Source organism: Coleofasciculus sp. H7-1 (assembly GCF_057473865.1).
In genome coordinates this window covers 1-25,243 of record NZ_JBYCCT010000019.1, presented here as the reverse complement: position 1 = coordinate 25,243, position 25,243 = coordinate 1, and the positions used below count along the sequence as shown (strand labels likewise).

Sequence of the window (25,243 nt, the reverse complement as noted above, 5' to 3'; positions counted from 1 at the left end):
ACCATCTATCAAAGCAAGGGGGCATGGCGGCGGGAGTTGTCTGTTTCATCGGGAGAAACCTCGACGTGAACTGTTTACTCTGCAAGCATTATACTTTCTTTTCCTTTTGATTTTCGTTTAAGTCCCGTTAATGATGTTATCGCTAATCCCCAATGCCTCTGGCTCCACAGGCTTAGGAATGTGCCGTTGAAATCCTGCCGCGATAGCGAAGCGCCGACCTGTCGGTTCGCTTGTTGGTAATCAATCTCAGCAGCATAGGCAGTCAGAGCGATAGCGAAGCGCTGACTTGTCAGTTCGCCGGAATCTCTCCCTCTTGCTCTAGTTTCAGACTCCTCACCTGTCGCATCAGCATATAGCCATCAATGTCTGGCATTCCAATATCGCTGATGATGACATTAGGCTTTGATTGGCTCAGTGTAGTTAGCGCTTCCACGGCTGAGGCTACGGAGGTCACGGTTGCGCCATATTGCTCCAACATGAAGCACAAAAACTCTCGCTTGCTTTGCATCATCATCCACCACGAGAATTTGTAAGCCAGACAAAGGTAAGGAGTGAAAAGTCAGAAGTGAGAAGTTGTCTTTTTCATCCGAGTGCCTTTCTCGATGATTCTGCAAACAGGGAAGTTTGCAAAGAGAAGGTTGCACCTTGTCCTTCACCCGGACTAGATACGCGAACGGTACCGCCGTGAAGTTCTACGAGATGGCGGACGATTGCCAGTCCTAGACCCAATCCCCCAAAGGTTCGGGTGGTGCTACCATCTGCCTGACGGAAATACTCAAAGACATAGGGTAAGAACTCAGGTGCAATCCCCTTACCTGTGTCGGTTACTCGAATTTGCGCCTGCGCTCCAACCTGCTCTAATGCGATAGCGAAGCGCCGACCTGTCGGTTCGCTACTTCCCAGCGGGAGTAAACTTAACCGCAAAGGCATCGGAGATTCACGCGCGACTTGCTGCAATCGATTGGCATCACCGGAAACCTGCCCTACGCCAGGTTCGAGGATTGTCTGAATCTGGATAGACTTGGCTTCGGCTGATAAACGCACCGTCAAGGGTTGCGGCTTCAATCGTCGATACCAAGAAGAGCGGGGTAGACGTTGAGACTCAGCTTACCCTGAAGGATGCGGGAGACATCGAGCAAATCTTCAATTAATTGGGTTTGTAACTTAGCGTTGCGCTCAATGGTTTCTAAGGCGCGATCTCTCGTAGCCGGATCGTCTGACTGGAACTGCTCACCATTTGCTGTTCGTAGGAGATGAAGGCAGCAATCCCAAAATCACCGATTTTGACTGTCGAGCGTTTCCAGGTTAACGAGAATGTTCTGCGGTTTAATGTTTTTGTGGACAATGCTATGGCTGTGAATTTGGGCGAACTGACAAGTCAGCGCTTCGCTATCGCGTTTGTGATTTGAATGGCAATTTTCAAAAACGGCATCGGTTCCCGAAAGTGGTCTAGAACCTGGTCGAGCGAACTGACAAGTCAGCGCTTCGCTATCGCCCGCCAAAATCCTCCAAAATCAGATAAGGGATGCCCTGATGCACTTCTAAGGCGTAGGCTTTAACCGCCCCTGGGGTATTCAACCGTTGGGCGAACTGACAAGTCAGCGCTTCGCTATCGCATACTCATGTCTGAGTTGCTCAATATTGTTGGGCGTACAGCGATCTGGACGTAGCCTTTTGACAATCGCTGGACACCGATCTTCGACTCTGATTCCACGGTATAGGACGGCTTTTCCCCCTTCTTTGAGCAAAGTGACAATCGTAAATCCGGGTAACTTCAAGGTCATGTCAACAGATCCTATAGCCGTGCTTCGTTAGAGTAGTCAGAGGTCAAGGGTGCTTCAAATTCATCTGCTAGATGTAACTAGAGTAGCAATCGCTTCAACCAGTTTTTCCGGTTCTCCAGGCTTGGGTTTATGCAGATGGAATCCTGCTGCGATAGCGAAGCGCCGACCTGTCGGTTCGCTTATCGGTTCATCTTACCGCCTGGAGAGTCTTCTGATGTTGGTGCTTATGCGATCGCTCAACTCTTTGATTGCTTAGGTAAGAAGGTGCAACTGGACTACCCCATTAGTAACAGTTGCACCACAACAACAACGGAATCAGCTAGAAGTAAAGTCTTGGACTCAGAAAATACCCGAAAAAGCGATCGCTGATATCTGCGTTCAGAAAATTTAGCTCTACTATCCCTTGCTTATTGACTACTTTTAGAGCAGACCCACCAGAAATCGGGAAATTTCTGGTGGGTCTGCATTGTTGCTTTCAACCAAATCAATCGCTGAGTTTGAATAAATTTGTGTTCTCATTACGAACACCCATTCTCGTTACTCTTCCCAATTAACAGATGTCGCTCTCAATTTGCCATCACCGACAATAGTGTGAACTTTGAAAGAGCCGCTTTGTCCTGCACTAAGCGTGGAGGGTTCCGCGTTGACAGAACTACTTTTAATCACCTTGCCATCGAAGCCAACAACGTTATAGCTGACCTCAATCGAGTGAACTGTTTTTTGGGTTTCATTGATGATGCGACCTGTCAAAATATCACCATCAGATGTTTGGTCTGCGATGATGACTTGAGGTTTCTGACCGCATAGTTGGGTGAGGTCTAAAGTTCTGCCATCCGATGTCTGTATATAGCAAAAGGGCATATCAATCTCGGAAGCTGACGCACCCGCCGCTTGGAAATTTGCCATCCATGAATTGCTAGAAGAGTGATGATTGACGAACAAGATTGAAGCAATCCAGAGGAAAATTGTTAGATGAAGTGATTTTTGCATGGTGACAATAGCCGGTAAAAACACTAGAGAAGTATTCATTTATTGATTGCGGAAACGCCAATCTTTTTAGCTCAAACCTTGCCCTACACTGAAATAAATTGAGAAGTTCAAACTTTCGCGTTTGGGAAGTGTGCGAAGCATACGGACTGATACCTAAATTAGCTAAAAAGGGCTGAAATACCCAACAATATTTCAGCCTGTTTCAACAGATTTGAGCTATGAACAGGAAATCGACCCGCAGATGCACCCACTTACTCAGCAACTGAGTAACTCGCAACTCCAGTACCCGGTGGTAGCGAGCAAACAACCTCATAAGATCCGTTAGGAGTTTGTGCTACAGGTCCTGTGAAGTTGAACATATGCTTCTTCGGGGTACCTGCAGCACCACCGCTAAGTGCGATTGTTAATTTCTGAAATTGGAAACTTAGAGAGTTTGGTTGGTTAGCCCGCAGCTCGCACTGTAGGGTTTTAGACTGAGCGTTATTGCTGAATACATGCACAAAAGCAAGCGGTCCTGTGCTGCCATTTTCAGTCCCTGAGGTAATGTCCCGAACAATAGGACAACGCAGGTTGATGGAGGTGGTACCTTGAACTAAAAACTGTCCAGCTACACGACTAAATTGCTGATTAGAAGCTGATGTCTCAGGCTGACACATACTTCCAGAGTAGACTTTATTATCTCCAGCAAATGCTGCGGTGGGAATGGCAGTGGACATTAGAGTGGCAGTAAATGCGATCGCTACTTTTGCAAGTTTCATGTTAGACATCATCGAATCTCCTTGGTATTTACGTTATTAATCAGTGAATTGCTTGCACTAAATACCAAGTTATTCAAAGCAGCGTTCGCAAAGCGTTCAATTAAATGTGATGATAAAATTGCTTTTTTGTGATTTAGATCACTCACAGTCGGGTTAAAGCGAAGATGCCTTATAGCAAAATTTTTGGCAGCGGTTATCCTTTTTCATTTATCCTTGGCAACTCACTAATTCTGTATAAATTTTCCTGGTATTGTGCAGCAAGAAACTGAAGAAACCTATTTTTTCCGGTCTTTTATAACCGTCTCCAGCAGTTTCCACGAGCCGCAATCCGTTATGAGAAACGAGCAGGCAACCACCTGGTGATGTTAGCTATCGCAGCTATTTTACGGTGGTTATAGTTTGCATAAATACCCTAGGGTAAGCGTTTGGGGACATCGAACGCTGCAAGAACGCTATCGGAACGCTTGCCTTGATAGCTTGTTCATATACCAAGAAACATTCACAGAGGATACCGAATAAATCCTGAAGGGAGACACACCGTTTGGGTTGAATACCTGCGAATACGCTCAGTTTTTCTTATATCTATTTCCCTTTGGGATGCTACATATCAGATCCCTCCAATCCCCCTTTTTAAAGGAGGCAACAGAAATTTAAGTTTTTGCGATCGCACTCTGGATAATACATTCAAACTCAATGTTTAAAATCATTACGAGGATTCTATGACAACACTTACTCTAGACCAAACAAAAGCAGAAGCGTTTGCCGGACGGATGCTTGACATTCTCAACAGTGGCGCGATCGCTGTGATGACTTCCATCGGTCACAGAACTGGGCTATTTGACACGATGGCTGAACTACCGCCTTCTACGAGCCAACAGATTGCAGACGCAGTGGGGTTGAATGAGCGGTACGTGCGTGAGTGGTTGGGAGCAATGGTTACTGGTGGGTTTGTAGAACACAATCCGGCTAAGAATACCTACTATTTGCCCCTAGAACACGCCGCTTTCTTAACGAGGGCTTCCAGTCCTGACAACATTGCTGCATTTTCCCAATATATTCCCTTGCTAGGAACAGTTGAGGATCAAATCATCGACTGTTTTTACAAGGGTGGTGGGGTTCCCTATTCTGCTTTCAAGCGTTTTCATGAAGTGATGGCAGAAGACAGCGGTCAAACTGTCGTTGCGGCGCTAAATAACCACATTCTGCCCTTAATTCCCAGACTGATTGAGGCACTTGAGGAGGGAATTAATGTGCTGGATGTGGGGTGTGGTAGCGGTCGTGCTATCACCAAAATGGCGAAGGAGTTTCCGAATAGTCGGTTTACAGGCTACGACTTCTCAGAAGAAGCGATCGCGATCGCTCAAACTGAAGTCCAACACCTCGGTCTCGCAAATATCCGCTTTCAAGTAAAAGATGCTGCCACTTTAGATGAGGTGGAGAAATATGATTTTATCGCTACCTTTGACGCAATTCACGACCAAGCTAAGCCCGATGTAGTGTTGCGAGGAATTGCCCAAGCACTGCGTCCCGATGGTGTTTATTTGATGCAGGATATTCGCGCCTCCAGCTATGTGGGTGGCAATCTGAATCATCCGATAGGGCCATTACTTTACACCATTTCTTGTATGCACTGCATGACTGTATCGCTTGCCGCAGGAGGCATGGGACTTGGTACCATGTGGGGTCAGGAGAAAGCATTGGAAATGCTGGAAGATGCAGGTTTCACTAGCGTGGAAATCAAGCAACTTGCTCATGATTTTCAGAACAATTACTACATTGTGCGGAAGAACTAAAACCATCTAATACCAGCCTTCAATTACTAAAACCATTGAAAGCTAGAGAACCCTATGTGCAAACTCTGTGCATTTGCTGGGCGTTACCAAAAACCGAGTAGCAGTGATTCGCTACTGCTGACTACGAAACAATTCTCTTCACTGGTTGTTTTAAATCAAGCCTCGCAACCAGTTCAAAAATTATCTACTGCAAAAGACAAGTAAAACGGAGAAAAAACCATGACAACATTACTAAACCGCATCGAATTAAAAGATTATGCAGCGATCGCGACTGCCCTATCCCAAGAATTAGCAGCGAGTGCTGTCGAGCGCGATAGCCAAGCCGGTGTCCCCCATGAAGAAGTTCGGCTGCTCCGGCAATCGGGGCTGTTACCTCTGGTTGTCCCGCGAGAGTATGGGGGCATTGGGGCAACTTGGGTGGAAGCTTTGAAGATTCTTCAAGAAATTGCTAAGGCTGATGGTTCCACAGGGCAGCTCTACTCAAATCAGCTCGTTTTATCAGTGGTGGCTCAGGCGAGCGGTACCCCTGCTCAAACCGAACGCTACTATCGAGCCACTGCCCAAAACCACTTGTTTTGGGGAAATGCATTTAACACGCGGGACACTCGCCTCAAAATTGAGCCAGAAGGCGAACTGACTCTTTCTGCGCTTCGCTATCGCTTCCGGGTAAATGGAATTAAGACCTTTGGCACCGGAGTGGCAGCAGCGGATATGCGTGTATTCGCAGCCGTGCAAGAGGGGGTTGATTATCCCATTGTCTTCATCCTTCCCAAGGATCGAGAAGGCATTGTCTACAACAACGACTGGGACAATATGGCTGGACTTACGCAAAGTTTATACATATAGCGTTTTTTCGGGTTCAATCCCCCTGTGGTTGCCCTCAGATGTGGTGATGTTGCGTAAGTCCTAATGGGACAACGCTGCACCGCTAGCGGCAGTTTCACATTCCACAACGTCCTGGTGAACCCGGATGAAATTCTCGGTCCGCCGCCGTCTCCAGAGGGTGCCTTTTCCACCTTCCTGTTCGTGGTGAATCAGTTGGCGAAAACCCATGTCTATCTAGGAATTGCCGAGGGTGCCTTGGAAGCGGCAAAGGATTACACAACCACGATGACTCGACCCTGGATTACCTCAGGCGTCGATCGGGCAGCGAAATATCCCTACATTTTGCAGCATTATGGTGAGCTATGGACTGCACTGAGGGCAGCGAACCGACAGGTCGGCGCTTCGCTATCGCCCTGTGCAGTCAGGCAGCGCCGCAGGTACAGAAGGCATGGGAAAAGGGACAGGCGCTCACTCATCAGGAACGGGGTGAAGTTGCGATCGCTGTTTATACGGCTAAAGCTTTTACCACTAAAGTTGGCTTGGATATCACCACCCGCATCTTTGAAGTCATGGGCGCTCGTTCCACTGCTGCGAAATACGGCTTCGACCGCTACTGGCGCGATCTGCGGACGTTTACCCTGCATGACCCAGTGGACTACAAGCTACGGGATATTGGCAATTGGGTTCTCAATCAGGAACTGCCAATAATAACGCAGTATTCGTGAGTGTAAGGCGATCGCTTTAGAGAAGTTTAAAAGCGATCGCCCCCACGTCTGGGAAACTGAAAGCGATCGCTTCTCCTAAAAATTCCTGACTCCAACCAATAATCCCTGTCAAAGGGAAAGGAAGGAAAAAGTGAAGGAGTAGAGACACAATGGGAGATCCTTATCTGTTGGCGGCAAGTTTGTTAACCGGAGGGCAAATGTCAGTCCCGCCCCCACCCGTATTGCCCCCAAACCAGCCAGACACCCTGTTAGCATTGTGGAATTCCAGTGATTCGAGTGCCTTTCAACCACTTGTGGCTCAGAAAATCGTCCCAACAATTGAAATCACCTCTCCTGAATTCAGCCAGCAGTTGAGTTCGCAGACTGAACCTTTCCAGGCGACTGACACACTAACCATTACCACAGCGACTTCACCAACAGCAGCTCCAGCGACAGAACTGGAACCCTCTCTACAAGCGATGCTGAAACCGGATACAGCAACGACAAAACCGGCATCTGGCAGTCAACTTTTTTACCAAAGATTAGCCGCCCTGAAAGCAGGTAAGATTTATACTCGTCTGCCTGCTGATAGTTTTCAGTCATACTGGGCGAACAAAGCAGGCACTAAGGCACTGTCTTTCCAAAAACCTAGCTATGAACAGTGGAAACGCCTACTGGCAAAGGAAGCTAGAGCAGTTGCTGAAGGTCAGGGTTCCAATCGTCTCTCCGTATTAGTGGGAGATTCTCTCTCATTGTGGTTTCCCCAAGAACGTCTTCCTGGGGGGAGTTTGTGGCTGAATCAGGGAATTTCTGGAGATAATTCCCGTGGCATCTTAAAAAGATTGTCTGCTTTTTCCCAAACTCGTCCCGATGTTATTTACGTTTTAGCTGGCATCAACGATTTGCGCCAAGGTGCAACGGATGAAACAATTCTCGATAATCTTCGCCAGATTGTTCGTCGCTTACGACAAGAGCATCCTAGCAGCTCAATCATCGTGCAATCCATTCTTCCCACCCGGATTAACACTATCCCAAATCGCCGAATTCGTAACCTCAACCAACAACTTGCTATCCTTGCTCAACAACAGGGTGCAGGCTATCTAGATATTCACTCTCGTTTTAGCGATGTCGAAGGAAATTTGCGTCTGGACTTAACGACGGATGGGCTGCATTTGAGCAGTCGGGGATATGAAGTTTGGCAATCGGCACTCCAACAGGCAGAATCGGTAATTGCGCTCAATCGGAATAATGTGCGTGCTTACAACTCGGTAAAGCGATCGCGCCTCCCTGAGGAATCTGGATTAAATTAAGTGGTAAAAAATTTACGTTTTGTAGGGGCATGGCAGTCAATACTTCTCGGATAAGCGACCATTTGAGATCAAGTAGGTTGGGTTGAGGAACGAAACCCAACGCTAATATTAGGTTTGTTGGGTTTCGTTACCTCAACCCAACCTACAATTTTTCCTAACCGAGAAGTATTGGCATGACACAGAAAAAGCCCCTACGCAGGGAATTGGAGGGCAATTCAATTCCTAAAAAAATCAGAGCGATAAAGCTCTGATTGTCAAACTAAGTTCAGTGGAGTTTCCAAAAATTGTTAGAAATAATGGCGCGGCTATCGGTTTATCAGCCAATCAATCAAAATCAGCCCAATTAGATGCCTTGACGAGAAACCAGCTTTTCAATATCCGCCTGAGTTTGGTGCAATAGCTGCTCGCGGCTATCAACAGCCTTGGTGAGAGTGGGAACAAGGTTGCGCGCTTGTAACGCCATGTGAAGCTGTAGATGCGCCACGTACTCACTAAAATCTTCACGAAATGAAGGAGTTGAGGATTGCTGTAAAGGCACGTTTATTGTGTTCTCCATCGTTATCTCTCAGCCGTTTGTCAACCTTAACGAAGTTATCACACCGTTCAGAGTCTCTTCTAACTTTGCAATGAAGTTTAATCGTTTTTGGGGAAATTGTTTAAGAAATGTAAATATTTTCCGGAACTATTTAAACTTCTTGGCATTTCCCCTGATGGGACTGAGTGGGAGACAGGGAAAGGTGAGGAGAGAATGTTCACTCATTCCCTTTTTCCCCATTCGCTCATTCCCAATTTCTATCCCCCAATTCCCAAGCGTCCCGCCAAGCCTGGAGTGAGAGGTAGGAGAGTTGCCACCGTTAAAAACAGAGCCAACAACCCTAAAGCAGCTCGCGCATCATCGGGTTCGGAAATCTCATTCAAGCTAGGGCGTTCCAGACCCCGCTGTAAGAACAGAATCACAATTGCCCAGTACAGCAGCAAAGGATTCGCCGGATTCACCAGAGAGATAATTCCCAGCAAAATTAACGTGGCGACGGTAGCGCGTCGAGCGATTTGGCGTCCGTAGATTGCCTGGACGATTCGACCTCCATCAAGCATTCCCGCTGGCATCAAGTTGAACGCTGTTACCACCAAACCAAGCCAACCGATAATCGTCAGCGGGTGGACATCAACCAGGGTTTGCTGGAGACTAGAACCGAGGACAACTCGTGCCAGAGTGCCCACCAAAATTGACCCCTGGAAGAACTCCGATGGCACCTTAAATAGACTGCCTTCGTGGGAAAGAATTAAGCCGACGATTAGCATCAATAGGGAGACAATACCACCGGCAGCAGGGCCAGCTAAAGCGATATCAAACAGCACTGTGCGATTGGGCAACAGCGATTCAAACCGAGTAATCGCCCCAAACGAGCCAATCTGCGCGGATGGGATGAAAAAAGGAAAACTCAGGCGAATGTTGTGACGACGAGCGAGGAACCAGTGACCGAGTTCGTGAGTCACTAAAATCACCCAGATTCCGGCACTGATGGGCAGAACTTCGCCCCATCGGCTTGGGTTGCTGAAGAAATCAAAGCCGAGGAAAATTCCCGCAGTCTCTAAGCTAGCGGCAATGGTAGCCACGACGAGGACACCTGCCAAGATGTTCTGAGGTAACGTTGCCGGTTGCGGATCGTTGCTGCTGGGGAGAACAATCACCACCGGCTTCTCTTCCGGATTTTCTACTAAAAATAGCCGGTAGCGATCGCCCAATCTCTCCTGCAAACTCACAGACAACCGGGAATGAACCACCGCAGGCTCTCCCCGCAGATTCCCCTTGAAGATGGCTCCTTCCTGATAAGGAATGCTTTCTGTGGCAAAGAAGGTATCAATGCCAAAAATTCCTTGGATGTTTTTCAAGTCTTCATCGGGAATGGGAACCACTTCTTGGGAGACGGGATTTGTCGCCTCTTTTGGCGTCGCCGCCGGTGTCTCTTTCCCATTTGCCTCAGAAGTCTCTTCTGTCGGGAGCGATTCTTGCATCATTTTCAAGACTCGCTCCCGCAGTATGGCATCCTCACCGGCTGCCCGCAGTTTATTTCCGATGAAGATGTACAACCCAGCGGAGGCTATCAACATAAACAAGATGCTCACCAGGTTGATATAAATCCCCGCTGCGAACAATCCAAAAAACAACAGCCAGGGAGACATCAACACCACTGACTGCAACCAAGCTAAGATGCCGAGTTTGCCGAATGGCTTGGCACGGTAGAAGCCCCAACCCAGGATGCCTAAAGCCACCAGCACAATTAAAACTGTCGCCGTAGTTTCCGATCCAGTAAACATTTTTGATGAGGAGCCGTAGCAGCTATAGCCAACCAGTCTACTGTATTTCAATTTCTGATAAGGATTCAAGGTTACTCTTGGCTCTCAGTCGGGAAATGATTTCAATTTCCGATCGGAATTCATCCAGTCATCTCCACACCCCCTTAAATCCAGCGCCACATTCGAGCGAGCCGCACTCAGCTTAAATTTCCTGAATGCCAAATAAATGCGGCTCTACCGAACTTGCTATGCAAAACTGTTAGAAACTAAATAGCATAAGTTTGATTTGGCAGGGGTTTGGGTTTTTGATAGTTTAATTTATTATGGAATTTCTGCCAAATCAGGCTCAGTGGTAATTTCAGCAATTTTTACCATGCTAGGTTCGGTAGAACCATAAATGCTCAATAAACTTGGTTGAGATTAACGCCAATATTTACCGAGTAGGAAGCCGATGCTATTTAAAAAGTTAGAAAATTGTCACCCAAATAAATACAACTGTAATACTATACAAGCCAAACTTACTGAAGACTTCTGTAAGTTTCTCTTATCAGAGCGCCCGTTTCAGCATCATAAACGCCTACAACTTGAACATTGTTAATCATGCCTACTTTAGGATGGTTGATGCCTTCTGGATAATAGGATTCAACAACCCAGACGAGACGGTCAGGTGATACCTGCGTAAAGTCCTTCACCTTCGTACCGGACGTTTGATGATACTCTCTAAATGTTTTGACTTCTACCTTTTGAAGTTTGCCTTTATTTTCTGCTATCTTATCTTTTTTGATCTTTTTGTTGATGTCGAATAACTTATCCTTTGGAGTCTCCTTGTTTGCTTTAAAAACGGCTTCTGGATTGCTATTCACTCTGGGAATAATTGGACCTGTTGGATCTGGATTCAGGTTAACTGCATCATCTGCTGTATATCCTTCAGGTTTTCCTTGAGGTTTTTCATTCATTACGGCATTAACACTCAAAACAAATAGGGGAATTGTCAGAAATGCTAAAACAACAATTATCTTTCTAAGACTCATAGCCAAATCTGTTTACCTTGTTATTACTTCTCTTTCTTTGTTACGTAAAGTTTTACTACCAAAGCTACGGCGATGCTTTGCTTGTAAATATTGAAGTAGGATAAACATCTCACACTGTTGTAATACCAGCACCTGAAGTTACATTCAATCCACCACTACCCCAAAATCTCCAAGCACCAGCATGATTATATTGAAAACTTCTTTCATTCCAATCTAATGATGCGGAATAGATTGTATTTGTTTCAAGTCCAACATCATGAAATTTTCCTGGACCAGGTGCATAATAGACAGTTCTCTTAACACCATTTATGTATAAAGCCCAATTGTCTTTGTTGATACCTTCTCGTTGCATGTGCCATTGATGAGTACTATTTCGTTCCGTGGAAGGACCAAAAATTCTCTCTTCAGCATAATAAGTGACGTTGCCGTTGCTATTCCTATCTCCCTCTGCCGCAAAATGACCGTAATGAGGTCCAGAATATCCTGTGCTCAATTCGTTAAGTACTCCATCTGTGAAGCCTAGTTCAACCCAGCCATTATTAACATCCTTATGTAGCCACATCTCATGATTTATAAACCTTGAATTGCTTCCAGGTACATAGTAGGCATTTATACTATTGATCGTTGCTTTGAAGAGGGCTCCTTCAAGGTCTGTTTTAGAGTTTTGAGCAATCCCATATTTACTAGGACTGCTTTGTAGGTGATTTGCTAAGACTGGGCTAGAAAGATAAACTACTACAGCAGCAGTTATTACAGTAATAGAGGGTAAACTTTTCTGGCTCTTCATTACTTGGTATGCTAAAAAGTTGATTCCAAAACTTGAAAGGCTTACCTAGCAAGGTATAACGATTTTGGACTGTATTTTCTATTTAATAAACGCTAAATTGGCTTAAATTCATGGCTAGTATAGCTTGTGGCGCTTCTTGACTATAAATTTAGCATACCAACTACGGAAGAGCCACTTTTCTTTAACATCATGAGCATCCAAGCGGTTAAATTTTGCTTTCTATTAGGTTATGAGCTTCCGGCATTATAGCTAAACACATCATCGAACCTAGCACACCATTTTTCAAAGCATGGCGGTATGGCGGAGGAAATGGTTTCTGTCATAGGGGTTCCTCAACGTGGGAGCTTTGCCTTATTTAAATTATAGACTTTTTGTTTGGGTTGTTTGTTTAAATCCCGTTAGGTCGTCCTATAGGTAAAATTTATTCAAATACAGTTATACCTGGATAAGTTTTATAGTATTACAGTTGTAGATAAGTTAGATTAGATAGGCTGGTTCATCGGTAGATACTACAGTTGTAGATAGTCTTGCCAAAGCTACCGAACGGTCTGTTGTTGCACTCCTTAAATGGATTAAAGAGGTTTGCAAAAAAACAATCATCGTGTCTCATTGGCAAGACGCTGATAAGTACAACTGTAGTACTTTAGTGCCACAAAATGACAAAACAGGCGATCGCGTCATCAAGCCGCAATTTGAGGCTGCTGAAAACTTCTCAGAAGGGCTGGCAGTCGTCACGATTAACAAGGCTGGCACCCGTAAAAATTGGCAATCAGTGGGGCTATATCCGCCGATAAAATCAGCCAAGATTGCCGTTCCCAAAAATAAACTCTGCATTATGCGATCGCACTCCAGCGACTCGCAATCGGCATTCGCCAGCCGGTGCCAAAAGCCCGATCGGTAATTTTCAGTCCAGGCGGTGCTTGTCGCCGCTTAAATTCGGCACGCGCCACTAACTGCATCACTTTATTGACAACGACTGGATCGTGACCAGCTTCGATAATTTGAGCGGTTGATTGATGTTCGTGAATTAATCGCTGCAAAATATCATCCAGAATGTCATAAGAGGGCAGAGAATCTTGATCGACTTGACCGGGTTTTAGTTCGGCACTTGGCGGTTTTGTGAGGATATTAGTCGGAATAATTTCACCGTTGCGATTCAGCCAATTGCACAGAGAATAAACGCGAGTTTTCGGCACATCAGCAATTACCGCTAATCCCCCATTCATATCGCCATAAAGCGTACAGTAACCGACCGCCATTTCTGACTTGTTCCCCGTAGAAAGGAGGAGATAGCCAAACTTGTTCGCGATCGCCATTAATAAATTGCCCCGAATTCGCGATTGAATATTCTCTTCCGCAAGTCCAAAAGGCGTTCCGGCAAACAGAGGTTCTAAAGTTTGGTCGTAACCCTGCATCAGCTGCCCAATCGGTAGAGTTTGAGTGGCAATAGCCAGATTTTCAGCTAATTTCAGCGCATCTTTGACAGAATGATCGGAACTGTAGGGCGAAGGCATGAGAACGCCGAATACATTTTCTGCCCCTAAGGCGGCGGATGCGATCGCTGCTACCAATGCCGAATCCACTCCACCACTCAAGCCAATTGTGACTTTGGAAAAGCCACACTTGCGGGCATAGTCTCGCACTCCCAACACCAGCGCTGCCCAAATTTCCTCCTCTTCACTTGCGGCAAGCGGTGCTACCCCGCCGTTGTCTCCGGTTACTAAGGGAGGGTTAGGGGGGATCAAATCTCGCTTTTCCTCATCAAATTCCAGCAACACCAAATCCGTCTCAAAGCGAAGGGCACGACACACCACTTCCCCGGCGTCATTCAAAGCGAAACTGCTACCATCAAAAATTAAGTCATCATTTCCCCCAACCTGATTGATATAAACGATCGGTTGGCGGTAACGGACAGTAGTATGACGCAACATCGCCTCTCGCAGGTGCTGCTTACCAACACTGTAGGGAGAAGCTGACAAATTCACCACCAAATCTACACCTAATTGAGCTAAGTCAGCAATCGGATTCACTGCATAGCTGCGCTTTCCCCAAAATTCCTCATCGTTCCACAAATCTTCGCAGATGGTGACGCCGATGCGGAGATTATCGAGAGTCAAAGAATTCGGCTGAAGTCCCGGTTCAAAGTATCGATATTCGTCGAAAACATCGTAGGTAGGCAACAGTCGCTTGTGAAAAATTTGCTGTATTTTGCCCTGTTCTAACCAGGCAATACTATTAAATAACGGTTTACCTCCGGCAACGTGCGCTTTGGGATTTGGCTCCACCGTGCCCACCAACACCGCTAAATTGGGTGGCAAATCCCCCGCCAGCTGCTGCAACACCACTGCCATAGACTCAACGAAACCGGGATTCAGCAGCAAATCTCGTGGTGGATAGCCGCACAAAGAGAGTTCTGGCGTCAGCAACAAACGGGCACCCTGCTGAGTTGCCTGTCTTGCCGCCTCTAGAATTTGTTGGGCATTGGTAGTGAGGTTGCCAATCGTGGGGTTGAGTTGAGCGATCGCAATTTTCATATTCAGTAATTACCTATGTGAGGGCATTTTGCGTCGTTCTGATTATTTAAACTAATTTTTCAATCGCAGTCATTAAGATTTAGATTGCCAATGTTTTAATTCTTCAGCCATAAAATAATTCACCAAATCTTGATATAGCTTTTCAATTACATCTGGATTTAAGCCTTGTTCTTCAGCCCAAAGGCGTCTTTGCTGCAACATCGACTGAACCCTTTCCGGGGCTTTTACACTGGTTTCGCTAGTTTTAAAGGTTGCCGCCGCTTTTACATATTCAAATCGTTTACCAAAAGCTGCAATAATTTGGCGGTCAATCCTATCAATCTCCTCACGAATTTCTTCGAGGTTTGAACAATCTTTAGGATCTTGCCTATTTGACCAATTATCTAGATTTTGCATCCTTTTCTTTCCTTTCAGCTCTTTTTAAACGCAAAAGATAACGCCGAGGCAGAGAAAAATCATCTTTTTTTAACTTAGCGAACCTTGGCGCGAACCTCTGCGTTAGCGAAGCGGCGCGACAGCGCTACCTTTGCGTTTAAATAAATACCAACGGTTTATCCTTAAATGGAGAAAACGCTTCAGCATCAAACCGATACAAACTCGCCGGACGCCCCGCCCCCCGCGATACTTTGACCTTGGTATCGTAAAGAAAACCCAGCTTCAAGAGTCGGGCGCGAAAATTGGAATAATCTGAGAAGTTTTCACCTAAAACGGTGGTATAAAGCTGATATAAGTCACTCAAAGTAAACAACTCCGGTAACACTTCAAAGGCGACTGGGCTATATTCCAATTTATTTCGCAGACGCCGATGACCATATTCTAAGATTTTATTGTGGTCAAAGGCTAATTGTGGCACTTGCTCCAAAGGATACCAGGCAATTCCACTAACTCCATCGGCAATTAATTCAGCTTCTTCAAATCGCACTAAAGCAAAATAGCTGACAGACAGATAACGAACTCCGTAGCTTTCTTCGCATTCCCTCGGATCTCGTCCAGGCCCGCCAAAAGTGTATAACTGCTCTAGGTACAGATTTTTTACGCGAATCTTTTCAGCCAAAATTCGATAGGCGGCATCTTCTAAAGATTCTCCTTGGCGCACTAAAGTACCGGGCAGACTCCACCGATCTGAAAAAGGTTCGTCCTGCCGCATTACTAACAAAACTAATAGTCGGTTTTGCGCCGTATCGACTGAGAAAATCACATTATCGACTCCGACTTTAAAATCCGCTAATGCCGGTTTTTTTACCGAATCACCTATCTTTTTTGAGCTGCGTCCTCGCATTCGTATAAACGTTCTCTATGAATATAGTCCTCAACGGTCGTCGTCAAGGCTTGTCTGTTGCCATTCTCACGATAAGCGGTGGAAGAAACCGCCGGTGGTTTGATGTCAGCGATCGCAATCTGCGCCCCTAGTTGCCTCAGCGCCTCCAAATCAGAGTCATCTATCGCATATCCTGGTCTAGGCACCACGAGCAGATGTACTTGCTGCAATAAATCTTCAACTCTATACCAACGCGGCATCTGGTTTACCAAATCCGAACCAATGACGACGGTAAAATCTGCTGACATCCCCCAGCATTGCCTAGCCTTCTGCACCGTCTCCAGAGTTCTAGGACTACTGAATTCCGGATACAGCCCGATATTATGGCAACTCGGATGAATTTCCTCAATCAGCAACCTTAGCATCGTTGAGCGATGTTCTAGCGGCGTTTGATGCGATTTAAACGGATTATTCGACGCCCAAACCGCCACCCAATCATAGTGTTGCGACAGCCACCTCAAAATCGCTTGATGCCCAGAAGTCGGCGGGTCAGCACTCGTACCAAACAAAGCAATTCTCATTATCTTCCTAATTCCTCTTCTTTCCTCTTCTTTCCTCTGCGTTCTCTGCGTCTTGGCGGTTCGTTCTCAAATCCCTTAATCGGGACGACGAGTTTTTTGCATCAACTCCAACAATGCAGCCGAAACCTCCACCGACGGAGACACAGGCGAATCCAATTGGCGAGTCTCCGCTGGTAAACTAGCCACCGAAATAGCAGTCCGTTCTCGAATTTCCGCTAAAGATTCTGGTAGAAACACCCGTTCGCCTTGCTTAAACATCGGCTGCAACAACGGCTGCTCAAACTGCGGACTTTCCGTCACCAATCCCAATCGATCTCCTTTCATCAAATTGCCCTCAAAGCAGCGAAAAATCTGCTTGCGACCAGGATAAGTTAACTTGCCACTCGACTGCTTCATCACGGGAATGCCATCAATTTCAACCAGTTTATACACTCCATTGACTGGGGTTCCCGTAACCAATCGAGTTCCCAATCCATAACCGTCAATGCAAGCACCCGCTGCTTGCAATCGGGCAATTTCCCACTCATCCAAATCGCCACTAGCAAAGATGGGAACATCCGGTAAAAGCGATCGCACTTGTTTGGATAACCCTACCAAATCACCAGAATCTAGCCGCACCCCAGACAATTGCATTTCTCCGGCATCGATCTTTTCTGCCAGCATTTGGGCAGCGGCAACTGTATCGTAGGTATCAATCAACAACGGCGCACCCGGAAAATATCGATGGAAGGCGGTAAAAGCCTCTCCCTCACTCCCAGCGGTTGCTGTCAGCGCCATTACCAAAGCATGAGCGATCGTCCCGCTGGGCTTTTGACCCAACTTGATCGCCGCCAGTACATTAGAAGTCGCGTCCAATCCAGCCGCCAATGCCGCCCTGGCTGCCCACAGAGACGCTTGGGGGCTAAAAGCGCGTCTGGTGCCAAATTCCAGCAACGTCGCTTCCTGTACGGCGACATCCCGAATCCGCGCCGCTCGCGTGGCAACTAAAGTTTGATAATTAATCGTATTTAGCAGGTAGGTTTCCACCAGTTGAGCTTGCCAAAGCGGAGCTTCCACCCGCAGCAGCGGCTCGTTGGCGAATACGGCGGTTCCCTCTGGAACTGCCCAAACATCGCCTGTGAAGCGAGCATCTGCCAATAGCGACCAAAATCGCTCCGGTGCCCGATCGAAAATTCCGGTCGCCTGCAAAGCCGCTATCTGGCTGGGACTGAAGCGGAATTTCTCCAGATAGTCCAGCGCCTGTTCCAACCCCATCGCAATCAAATAGCCAAAGCCAGCGGGTAGACGCCGCGCAAATAGCTCAAAGCTTGCCCGTGTTTGATCTAAACCTTCGCCGGTGTAGCAAGCTGCCATTGTCAGCTGATACAGGTCGGTCAAAAGGCTGTAATCTTCAGAAGCGATCGCCAGTTCCCGATCTTCTACCCTAACCGGCTCCTGAAGCAGGTTAGCAGGATACTTTACAAGTCTGTCCACGGAAGTTCTCATAGTCTTGCTGCCTAGCAAGAGTGGGTTCTCCAATTATAGTAATATCTACCATAATAGTGTCAAGGCATTTTGATGATTGCTTCAAAAACAGGGTGGCTGAAGATAGCTTTACTGCCATCTTCAGGTCATTCTTAGGTTATATACATTATTTTTAATAGTATTTTGACTCAAAAGCTACAGAAAATGGCAATTGATGTCAGAAGGATAGAGGAGAGGATGCGGCGGCGTTATCCATGAGTCATTAGCCATTAACCATCAGTTTTTAGGGTTAATTGTGCAAAATCTAAATAGATTTTAAAGTATGTAGAAATATTAAGTAAACTAACCGCAACTCAACTTTAAGCAAAGTATTGCAAACCTAATCAAACAAGTATTGCAAATTACCTCAAATTATCGAGCCGTATCCATAATAAAAGTATCAAAGACTAATATACATTTCATCGAAATCCCCAAAGGAATCTGGAGAGTAAAGATATGAGTCTTACCAGAATGTTTGAGAATATCATCCAATATTTTTCTGGCGCGATCGCCCGCATTTTTGGACCAAGTGACGATGAGTATCCTCTGACTGGCGTGCAGCCCTTTACAGGGGAATCTTTCAAAGAACATCCTGGAGAAGATTGGTAGTCAGCCTGAATACTTTTTTCTATATTGTTGGAGTCAAAAATAACAAATTTGGTGGGGAAAGAGCCTCTTTCCCCACCAAATTTTATGAGATAATTTTAAAAATTATTCTTGTGAGATGGCTAAAAAGTCCCGCCAGAACATCTTTTAATGTGTCAGTCACCTCAGACTGCTCTGTTGGATGGTTTAACATCCCTTTGGTGGCTGCAAAGCAGGGGAAACGACAAAAACCCTGTACCACTAACGCGCAACTGGCTTGGGGGAGCTAATATCCTGAGAATTGGGGATGAATGACCACTCGCCGCCCAGACGCCGTTCTCCTAAGTGGGGCAATTCGCAGGACAAACAGCAAAACGCCTGCTATGGTCGGGCGACATTCGGTGGATGAGGATAAATTCACTCACTGAATGTTACATAGTTCTATGGTGGCAGCGTTCTATAAAATTGTATAATTTTGATACAAAAGTTAGAAGTTATTTAAAGTTCTAAATAATCATTTGACGTAGCTGATGTTGTTCCTGGTTAAACTGCTTTTGTTCGGGGGTTAATACGTCATAATCGATGGGCGATCGCATATCCCACTGCACTTCTGCCAAAAGCAGTAAAGTCCCCGCCATCACTAAACCCGTGGTGAGAAATTGCCAAGCACCGACATAGGGTAATATCGCCATCCCCAACAGATGAACTAACCCATTGATCAGGAAAGTACGCGATCGCATTCCCACACCTGTAAAAAAGTAGCCAATGGTACTTAATCCTAGCCACAACTGACACAGGTTCATCAGCAGCAACCCCCAACCCAGAAAAAGAGCCAAGTCAGTTAGCACCACCCCGAATAACATCAGCACAACCCAGCTATAAAGCAGCCAGCGCAGGCGTTCTACTTTCACCCAAAAGTGAGTCAACACCACCATCCCCACCGTACCGATTAAGGTAAGTGCTGACCAAAACATCGCTTGCACATACCAGCTGACGGGTAGAAACTGAGCATTTATAAAAATTGCGGCTGTAATCCAACCCCAAACCATAAACGCCTGATCGATTCGAGAATAAAAGCTCGAAACCAGCGTTTTAGTTCCAACTTGCAAGTGAATACGTAAAAGCCCCTGACGATCCTGAAAATCAAGGGCTTCCTGTTTGCTACGGACAAGCGGTTCAGCAGGATTTAAAAAAGTCATTAACATCTATCTTTAGATATAAATTGAATAAAGCGGGAATATATCCCTAGGTAGGCTTCTTCAAATATCTTAACAGAAGTACAAAATTTGTAATCTGGGATTCCACTGATCTTGGTACCAAACCAACTTTTCGCTGGTTATTGAGGGTGTTAGCTGAGTAAAAGCAGCTGAGTCAAGAAAAAAGCGATCGCGGCACTGCCTACAGGAACCGTCAGATTGTCGATGCCGAACCATGAGAAAGCTTCTAAGACAGTAGCGAGGAAAGCCACTAAAAGCGGCACTACCCAAGTTTGCCAGATATTGCCCTGGACTCCTAAAAAAATCAAGCTACTCACCCCATAGCTAACCAGGAACATCGTCAGCGAGCCTTCCCAACTTTTGTGGATGCCCCAAAATTCATAGGGATGCTTACCAAATCGTTGACCAATCAGGGCAGCTAAGCCATCTCCCCAAGTCATCACCAAAATTCCCAGTGCTGCGTATTGGGGTTGGTTTAGAGGCCAGAACCAACCGATTAAAATGCCAATACTTAGGGCGTAGAAAAATGTCCCCAGACTCTTGCGCCCAACACTATTAATCCCTGGAAGGATCGGGAATTTGTATGACAAAAGAGCCACTGCACTCGCTAAAATCGAAGCCGTAATGCCCACCCAAGCGGGAAGGTTCAGCCACCAGGCAAGCAAAATCACATTGCCCGTGCCAATGTGAACCACCTTTCGCACCTTTTCCGGTTCGGTGGAAGTGTAGCGATGCAGCCCTTCTGCCAGTAACACAAGAATGCCCAGACAAGCCCCAACTAGCCCAATGTGGAGCCATAGATCCGGAATTGATTCTAACCACAACACGGATTTAAGCAAAGATTGAATTATAAAAAAAAGCTCTCCTTACCAATCTATTAGATTCAGGACACAGTAATGAAAATATTACTAATTTGGCTAATTCGGGGATACCGAGTTTTGATTTCTCCGCTATTTCCCCCAACCTGCCGGTTTCAGCCGACTTGTTCTAAGTATGCTTTGGAGGCAGTCGAGCGATTTGGCCCTTGGCGCGGCGGCTGGATGGCGATTGGGCGTATCTTGCGCTGCCATCCCTTCCACCCTGGCGGTTACGATCCGGTGCCACCAGCAGCGACTCCGACGGCAAAAGAAACCGAGTAAATTTAGGCGATCGCGTCTTGTTGGCTTTTCCACAATCATCCAGTCGGGTGAGTCAAGAGGAAGTGCAGCGAATGGGATTTCAGCCGGACACCGAACTCCCAGCCCGGTTTTGTCTTCGGTATTGGCGTTACGTGCTACCGCTGACTAAAACCCACAAACCATGCTAGCGATCCAGAAAATCACCCGATCGGGTGAGTCCAAAGGATGAGGTTTGCTGGCACCTCCTCTTTTACACTAAGTAGGAAACTTCTATTGCCCTTTGGGGAGTAAAAGCTTTATTTAGTGCGGCAGATTAACAGGATGACTCATCGAAAAACTGGTTTAACAGTTAGAGATTCAGAAACCGCTGACTGCTAAGAATTCATTGCGATTAGCGATTAGCCTTCACCAGAAACAGATAAAGCTGCGATCGCCCAAGTTTATAAAAAAACGGTTGAAAACACTTAATTTTTCTGGCTGGCGCGAACTGATAGCTACTGATTTTCCGGGTCATATCGTTAATATAAAAATTTTTGAGGGGTGAATATGTCTCTAATCCGCGACCTTGTACAACAGGCTCTGTCAACTGGTTATTTAACTATTGCAGCAGAAAATCAACTGCGGCAGCTTTTAAAAACTAAGTATGGTATGGAAGACTTCAACGCTTTCATGACCTTACAAACGGCTGCCATGTCTGGTCAGGTGAAGCAAGAATCGCGGGAATTGAGAGGTTTGCAGGAAACTTTCTGTAGAACGAATAAGCAATCTAAAACTCAATACGCAATTCGGTAATTTTTCACTTTTATCCATGCATAAAGGGCAAGTTCATGGCGGAAACCCAATGCTTAAAAATTCGGATTAAGCCAGGATTGACCATTCCTGTAATTGGTTGGCTCAAGAACTTGAACAATCAACTGGATGAAGTACGGGAATTACTGCGGAACGAGGGAATTCTTATAGAATCCATATTTCTCGAACGCAGCAAAGATGGAGACTTTTTGATTTTGTATCAAAAGGCAGAAGACTTGAGCAAAGCTAGTGAAGCATTCTATCACTCAAGCTCTCCACTCGCCTTGGCTACTCAGAAATTCATCAGCGAAACATGGGGAGACATCCAGCCACTAGAATTAGTCATCGACTTCGAGCGGATGACAGAAGTTTAGGCATTGAGAAAGTTAACTATCAATATTACGCTAGCTAGACCAATTTTTAGCCAATAGGGTGAGTCTGACAAAGCGGAATATGCAACTTTATCAGCAGATTGTAATTGTAGAGTGTGGTGAGCCGCTCACTGCCATTCCTTTGGAACAATTTGCGGTTGTCTCTCCCCATCCTTATGAAAAATTGGGTGCGACTTATGGCGATCGCTCACCTTATTATCTCCGTCAGGGTGTCCTCGAATGCCTGATTGCCGCCCAACACCAGTTGGCTGTCACGAATCCAGGTTGGCGGATCGATCTTTTTGATGCCTATCGACCCGTGGAAGTCCAGCAATTCATGGTAGATTACACCTTTGCTGAAGTGGTTCAGGCTCAAGGTTTAAACTTAGCTGAGTTAACAGCAGCTCAGCGTCAAGCGATTTGGGAGATAGTTTATCAATTTTGGGCACCCCCCAACCTCGATCCAGCAACGCCGCCGCCTCACAGTACGGGGGCTGCGGTGGATATCACCTTAGTAGACAAGACTGGCAAGACGATAGATATGGGGGGAGAAATTGATGAAATATCAGCGCGATCGCATCCCCATTATTATGCCAATAGCACCCAGGCAGTAGAACAGCAGTATCATTCCCATCGCCAGCTGTTAAATGATGTAATGCTCCAAGCTGGGTTTCGCCGTCATCCCAACGAGTGGTGGCACTTCTGCTTGGGCGATCAGATGTGGGCGTGGTTATGCAATCAAGAAAATCCCCATCATCCTGTAACTGCCCGTTACGGGAGAGTTGCTTGAGCAAGGATAAGGATATCTATCGCTATCTCAAATGCCTTAACATCTACAGGACTTACTCAACATCACCACATAGTAAGGGCAACCACAGGGGAATTGAACCCGAAAAAGCGCTATATGTATAAGCTTTGCGTAAGTCCCGATCTAGTTGTTGAGTGATAATTTAGCCTTTTTGTGCATTTCCTAGCAATTTAATCGGAATCTTCGCTGGGAATTTCTCTTTCCCTCTCTCCTTTGCTGCTCATCGCTGCTAGCAAAGAAGGAGCAACCGGACGTGGTATCAGGGAAGCTAGTCAGATATCCTAAATTAAGAATGGATAAAAAAACGATGACTACATCTAGGCGCGTATTCGTTTTAATATTTAATCCTCGGACTGACAACGAGGGGATTCACTCGATTCAGATTGGCGATCGCAACTGGATACTCATGTTTGAATCAGAAGACGATGCGACTCGCTATGCGATGCTGCTAGAAGCACAAGATTTTCTCAGTCCCAGTGTTGAAGCTATCGATGCAGAGGAAGTCGAGGGATTTTGCGAGGGTGCAGGTTATGAGTGCAAGTTAATTCCGGAGGGATTTGTTCCCGAAGGAGATGCAGAACGTCTTTTTCTGGTTCCGCCAGAAACTAACCTGGAGGAAACAGACTGGAAACCAGATGCTCCGCAACCGGATTTTGATCTAGACAGAATTCGTCGTCAATTAGAAGGACTGTTATGAAAGGATGAAGGAGGCTCGCGATCGCGTAGCCGATAGCGGCGCTTTCTTCGCAGGATGAACGATAAAAAAATGAAGGATCAAGGATGAAGAATCTGGAGGAGCGGGGACATCTTTTAACAGAACAGGTTAATCCCAATAGCCAGAATCTAGACCAGATGAGTTCTCTGGAATTGGTAGATTTGTTCAATCAGGAAGATGCTCAGACGCTAGCAGCGATCGCCATAGCGAGAACTCAGCTCGCTGAAGCCATCGATAAGACGGCTGAGGCGTTACGTCACGGGGGACGCCTGTTTTATGTGGGAGCTGGCACGAGCGGGCGTCTGGGCGTCTTGGATGCAGCAGAGTGTCCACCCACCTTTTGTACGCCGCCAGAACTGGTACAAGGGATTATAGCCGGGGGTGCGGGAGCGTTAATCCGCAGCTCAGAAGATTTGGAAGACAAACATGAAGACGGGGTATCTGCGATCGCAACTCGGCATATTACCCATCTCGATGTCGTTGTCGGAATCACCGCCGGAGGAACAACACCTTTTGTCCACGGTGCGATCCAAGCGGCGCGTCAGCGGGGTGCAACCACGATTTTGATTGCCTGTGTCCCAGCAGAACAAGTCACCATCGATGCAGATTTAGATATTCGCCTAATCGTGGGTCCGGAAGTGCTGGCAGGCTCGACGCGACTGAAATCCGGAACCGTCACCAAAATGGCTTTAAATATCCTCTCCACCGGCGTGATGGTGAAACTGGGCAAAGTCTACGGCAATCGCATGGTAGATGTCGCCGTTACCAATAAAAAATTGCACGATCGTGCCCTGCGAATGCTGCAAGACCTGACTGATTTAAATCGAGAAGACGCTGGATATTTATTAGAGCAAAGCGGGCGTTCTGTCAAGTTAGCATTGTTGATGCATTGGACGGGTTTGGAGAAGCAAGAAGGCGATCGCCTGCTTGCAGAACATCAAGGTAATCTCAGAGCTGCTGTTTCAAGCTACAACCACCCAAGCGACTCTCGCTAAATTTGAGATTTTGGAATTCCATCTAAAATATCAAATTCTTCCGACAGGACTTATACCAATTCACTATTTTGATGCCACATTTGCGATCCCCCCCACTCCCCTTTTTAAGGGGGGCAATAGACGTATTTGTGGCAAACATAAAGTGAAATGGTATTACGCAAAGCTTATAAATATAGCGTTTTTTCGGGTTCAATCCCCCTGTGGTTGCCCTTACTATGTGGTGATGTTACGTAAGTCCTGTCCGAGTTTCATCGGCTGATATCGCCTAATCGCCGATTTTAGGCAATTTTTGATGTTTAATTTCACCACTGCGACTGTGCTGCCAATAACGCCTCAGCTGTCTGGAGCATCTACTGGCTTAGCGGGACTTGAACTTTGTTCAAGCCCAAACAAGCCCTAAATGGGCTAGGTGTAAGGCAAATACGTCAGTATTCTCCTGAAGCCAACGGACAAACCGATAGGATATAGCTGTTCTAAAAGCTGACAAAG

Annotated in this window: 32 protein-coding genes; 14 read left to right on the top strand and 18 right to left on the bottom strand. The window is 46.3% G+C overall.

All coding sequences use genetic code 11. The annotated features are described in order from the left end of the window. Nucleotides 1–289: 289 nt before the first annotated feature. Together AC2VDX_RS05185 and AC2VDX_RS05180 are read right to left on the bottom strand one after the other, a co-directional pair. Nucleotides 290–514 carry a response regulator gene (locus AC2VDX_RS05185; RefSeq protein WP_378176593.1) on the bottom strand — a complete coding sequence of 75 codons (225 nt, stop codon included), beginning with the start codon at nt 512–514 and terminating at the stop codon, nt 290–292. A 68-nt stretch (nt 515–582) separates the two neighbouring features. Beyond that, nucleotides 583–1,065: a sensor histidine kinase gene (locus AC2VDX_RS05180; RefSeq protein ID WP_378176590.1), complete on the bottom strand. Its 483-nt coding sequence runs from the start codon at nt 1,063–1,065 to the stop codon at nt 583–585. A gap of 188 nt (nt 1,066–1,253) precedes the next feature. On the opposite strand from AC2VDX_RS05180, the gene AC2VDX_RS05175 reads away from it, so the two are divergent. After that, entirely contained in the window at nt 1,254–1,409 is a 156-nt protein-coding gene (locus AC2VDX_RS05175) for a hypothetical protein (RefSeq protein WP_486928113.1), read from the top strand. A 189-nt stretch (nt 1,410–1,598) separates the two neighbouring features. Here AC2VDX_RS05175 and AC2VDX_RS05170 read toward each other — a convergent pair whose 3' ends face one another. Beyond that, nucleotides 1,599–1,784: a hypothetical protein gene (locus tag AC2VDX_RS05170; protein WP_378176584.1), complete on the bottom strand. Its 186-nt coding sequence runs from the start codon at nt 1,782–1,784 to the stop codon at nt 1,599–1,601. A gap of 135 nt (nt 1,785–1,919) precedes the next feature. Between AC2VDX_RS05170 and AC2VDX_RS05165 the strand changes: the two genes are divergently transcribed. Beyond that, entirely contained in the window at nt 1,920–2,153 is a 234-nt protein-coding gene (locus AC2VDX_RS05165; RefSeq protein WP_486928112.1) for a hypothetical protein, read from the top strand. Nucleotides 2,154–2,321: 168 nt separating this feature from the next. Here the strand turns inward: AC2VDX_RS05165 and AC2VDX_RS05160 are convergent, their stop codons facing one another. Continuing rightward, nucleotides 2,322–2,813 carry an FxLYD domain-containing protein gene (locus tag AC2VDX_RS05160; RefSeq protein ID WP_378176579.1) on the bottom strand — a complete coding sequence of 164 codons (492 nt, stop codon included), beginning with the start codon at nt 2,811–2,813 and terminating at the stop codon, nt 2,322–2,324. Between the two features lie 212 nt (nt 2,814–3,025). Further along, nucleotides 3,026–3,532, bottom strand: a complete 507-nt coding sequence (locus tag AC2VDX_RS05155) for a hypothetical protein (protein ID WP_378176576.1) — start codon at nt 3,530–3,532, stop codon at nt 3,026–3,028. A gap of 719 nt (nt 3,533–4,251) precedes the next feature. Between AC2VDX_RS05155 and AC2VDX_RS05150 the strand changes: the two genes are divergently transcribed. Continuing rightward, entirely contained in the window at nt 4,252–5,325 is a 1,074-nt protein-coding gene (locus AC2VDX_RS05150; protein ID WP_378176573.1) for a methyltransferase domain-containing protein, read from the top strand. A gap of 219 nt (nt 5,326–5,544) precedes the next feature. After that, complete coding sequence (locus AC2VDX_RS05145; protein WP_378176570.1) at nt 5,545–6,171, top strand: acyl-CoA dehydrogenase family protein; 627 nt, start codon at nt 5,545–5,547, stop codon at nt 6,169–6,171. Between the two features lie 60 nt (nt 6,172–6,231). Here the strand turns inward: AC2VDX_RS05145 and AC2VDX_RS05140 are convergent, their stop codons facing one another. Next, complete coding sequence (locus AC2VDX_RS05140) at nt 6,232–6,378, bottom strand: hypothetical protein (RefSeq protein ID WP_378176567.1); 147 nt, start codon at nt 6,376–6,378, stop codon at nt 6,232–6,234. A 134-nt stretch (nt 6,379–6,512) separates the two neighbouring features. Between AC2VDX_RS05140 and AC2VDX_RS05135 the strand changes: the two genes are divergently transcribed. Continuing rightward, nucleotides 6,513–6,875, top strand: a complete 363-nt coding sequence (locus AC2VDX_RS05135) for an acyl-CoA dehydrogenase family protein (RefSeq protein WP_378176564.1) — start codon at nt 6,513–6,515, stop codon at nt 6,873–6,875. A 16-nt stretch (nt 6,876–6,891) separates the two neighbouring features. Here the strand turns inward: AC2VDX_RS05135 and AC2VDX_RS05130 are convergent, their stop codons facing one another. Then, nucleotides 6,892–7,023, bottom strand: a complete 132-nt coding sequence (locus AC2VDX_RS05130; RefSeq protein WP_378176561.1) for a hypothetical protein — start codon at nt 7,021–7,023, stop codon at nt 6,892–6,894. 1 nt (nt 7,024) lies between these two features. On the opposite strand from AC2VDX_RS05130, the gene AC2VDX_RS05125 reads away from it, so the two are divergent. Then, nucleotides 7,025–8,164, top strand: coding sequence for a GDSL-type esterase/lipase family protein (locus AC2VDX_RS05125; RefSeq protein WP_378176559.1), 1,140 nt, complete (start codon nt 7,025–7,027; stop codon nt 8,162–8,164). A gap of 343 nt (nt 8,165–8,507) precedes the next feature. On the opposite strand, the gene AC2VDX_RS05120 is transcribed toward AC2VDX_RS05125, so the two are convergent. The 4 genes from AC2VDX_RS05120 to AC2VDX_RS05105 all read right to left on the bottom strand — a co-directional run bounded on the left by AC2VDX_RS05120 (nt 8,508) and on the right by AC2VDX_RS05105 (nt 12,280). Next, nucleotides 8,508–8,720, bottom strand: a complete 213-nt coding sequence (locus AC2VDX_RS05120; protein WP_378176556.1) for a hypothetical protein — start codon at nt 8,718–8,720, stop codon at nt 8,508–8,510. A gap of 236 nt (nt 8,721–8,956) precedes the next feature. After that, a complete protein-coding gene (locus tag AC2VDX_RS05115; RefSeq protein WP_378176602.1) occupies nt 8,957–10,483 on the bottom strand; it encodes a site-2 protease family protein in 1,527 nt (508 codons plus the stop codon). Nucleotides 10,484–10,980: 497 nt separating this feature from the next. Next, nucleotides 10,981–11,493 (bottom strand): hypothetical protein, encoded by a 513-nt coding sequence (locus AC2VDX_RS05110; protein WP_486928111.1) that lies wholly within the window; start codon nt 11,491–11,493, stop codon nt 10,981–10,983. Between the two features lie 109 nt (nt 11,494–11,602). Further along, on the bottom strand, nt 11,603–12,280 hold the full coding sequence (locus AC2VDX_RS05105; protein WP_378176550.1) for a hypothetical protein: 678 nt from the start codon (nt 12,278–12,280) through the stop codon (nt 11,603–11,605). 601 nt (nt 12,281–12,881) lie between these two features. On the opposite strand from AC2VDX_RS05105, the gene AC2VDX_RS05100 reads away from it, so the two are divergent. Next, nucleotides 12,882–13,181, top strand: a complete 300-nt coding sequence (locus tag AC2VDX_RS05100) for a WG repeat-containing protein (protein ID WP_378176547.1) — start codon at nt 12,882–12,884, stop codon at nt 13,179–13,181. Here the strand turns inward: AC2VDX_RS05100 and AC2VDX_RS05095 are convergent. From AC2VDX_RS05095 to AC2VDX_RS05075, 5 genes are all read right to left on the bottom strand, one after another. Further along, a complete protein-coding gene (locus AC2VDX_RS05095; protein WP_378176544.1) occupies nt 13,114–14,814 on the bottom strand; it encodes an NAD+ synthase in 1,701 nt (566 codons plus the stop codon). The genes AC2VDX_RS05100 and AC2VDX_RS05095 overlap by 68 nt on opposite strands. Before the next feature lie 72 nt (nt 14,815–14,886). Beyond that, nucleotides 14,887–15,210, bottom strand: a complete 324-nt coding sequence (locus AC2VDX_RS05090) for an isochorismate lyase (protein WP_378176541.1) — start codon at nt 15,208–15,210, stop codon at nt 14,887–14,889. A 136-nt stretch (nt 15,211–15,346) separates the two neighbouring features. After that, the gene (locus tag AC2VDX_RS05085) at nt 15,347–16,093 is read right to left on the bottom strand and encodes an NUDIX hydrolase (RefSeq protein WP_378176538.1); all 747 of its coding nucleotides are present in this window, start codon (nt 16,091–16,093) and stop codon (nt 15,347–15,349) included. Further along, nucleotides 16,066–16,653, bottom strand: coding sequence for a nicotinate-nucleotide adenylyltransferase (locus AC2VDX_RS05080; RefSeq protein WP_378176535.1), 588 nt, complete (start codon nt 16,651–16,653; stop codon nt 16,066–16,068). Before AC2VDX_RS05080 ends, AC2VDX_RS05085 begins: the two co-directional genes overlap by 28 nt. Before the next feature lie 75 nt (nt 16,654–16,728). Further along, entirely contained in the window at nt 16,729–18,096 is a 1,368-nt protein-coding gene (locus AC2VDX_RS05075; protein WP_378176599.1) for a nicotinate phosphoribosyltransferase, read from the bottom strand. 516 nt (nt 18,097–18,612) lie between these two features. Between AC2VDX_RS05075 and AC2VDX_RS05070 the strand changes: the two genes are divergently transcribed. Beyond that, nucleotides 18,613–18,765 (top strand): hypothetical protein, encoded by a 153-nt coding sequence (locus AC2VDX_RS05070; RefSeq protein ID WP_378176532.1) that lies wholly within the window; start codon nt 18,613–18,615, stop codon nt 18,763–18,765. 482 nt (nt 18,766–19,247) lie between these two features. Here the strand turns inward: AC2VDX_RS05070 and AC2VDX_RS05065 are convergent, their stop codons facing one another. Together AC2VDX_RS05065 and AC2VDX_RS05060 are read right to left on the bottom strand one after the other, a co-directional pair. Continuing rightward, nucleotides 19,248–19,940 carry a hypothetical protein gene (locus AC2VDX_RS05065; RefSeq protein WP_378176529.1) on the bottom strand — a complete coding sequence of 231 codons (693 nt, stop codon included), beginning with the start codon at nt 19,938–19,940 and terminating at the stop codon, nt 19,248–19,250. A gap of 149 nt (nt 19,941–20,089) precedes the next feature. Further along, a complete protein-coding gene (locus tag AC2VDX_RS05060; protein ID WP_378176526.1) occupies nt 20,090–20,785 on the bottom strand; it encodes a diacylglycerol/polyprenol kinase family protein in 696 nt (231 codons plus the stop codon). A gap of 69 nt (nt 20,786–20,854) precedes the next feature. On the opposite strand from AC2VDX_RS05060, the gene yidD reads away from it, so the two are divergent. The 6 genes from yidD to murQ all read left to right on the top strand — a co-directional run bounded on the left by yidD (nt 20,855) and on the right by murQ (nt 24,754). After that, nucleotides 20,855–21,097 (top strand): membrane protein insertion efficiency factor YidD, encoded by a 243-nt coding sequence (yidD, locus tag AC2VDX_RS05055; protein ID WP_378176523.1) that lies wholly within the window; start codon nt 20,855–20,857, stop codon nt 21,095–21,097. Between the two features lie 525 nt (nt 21,098–21,622). Beyond that, nucleotides 21,623–21,868: a hypothetical protein gene (locus tag AC2VDX_RS05050; protein WP_378176520.1), complete on the top strand. Its 246-nt coding sequence runs from the start codon at nt 21,623–21,625 to the stop codon at nt 21,866–21,868. Between the two features lie 35 nt (nt 21,869–21,903). After that, on the top strand, nt 21,904–22,239 hold the full coding sequence (locus tag AC2VDX_RS05045; protein ID WP_378176517.1) for a DUF6176 family protein: 336 nt from the start codon (nt 21,904–21,906) through the stop codon (nt 22,237–22,239). A gap of 79 nt (nt 22,240–22,318) precedes the next feature. Then, complete coding sequence (locus tag AC2VDX_RS05040; RefSeq protein ID WP_378176596.1) at nt 22,319–23,026, top strand: M15 family metallopeptidase; 708 nt, start codon at nt 22,319–22,321, stop codon at nt 23,024–23,026. A gap of 325 nt (nt 23,027–23,351) precedes the next feature. Beyond that, nucleotides 23,352–23,741 carry a DUF3110 domain-containing protein gene (locus AC2VDX_RS05035; protein WP_378176514.1) on the top strand — a complete coding sequence of 130 codons (390 nt, stop codon included), beginning with the start codon at nt 23,352–23,354 and terminating at the stop codon, nt 23,739–23,741. 83 nt (nt 23,742–23,824) lie between these two features. Next, nucleotides 23,825–24,754, top strand: a complete 930-nt coding sequence (gene murQ, locus AC2VDX_RS05030; protein WP_378176511.1) for an N-acetylmuramic acid 6-phosphate etherase — start codon at nt 23,825–23,827, stop codon at nt 24,752–24,754. Nucleotides 24,755–25,243 lie beyond the last annotated feature (489 nt).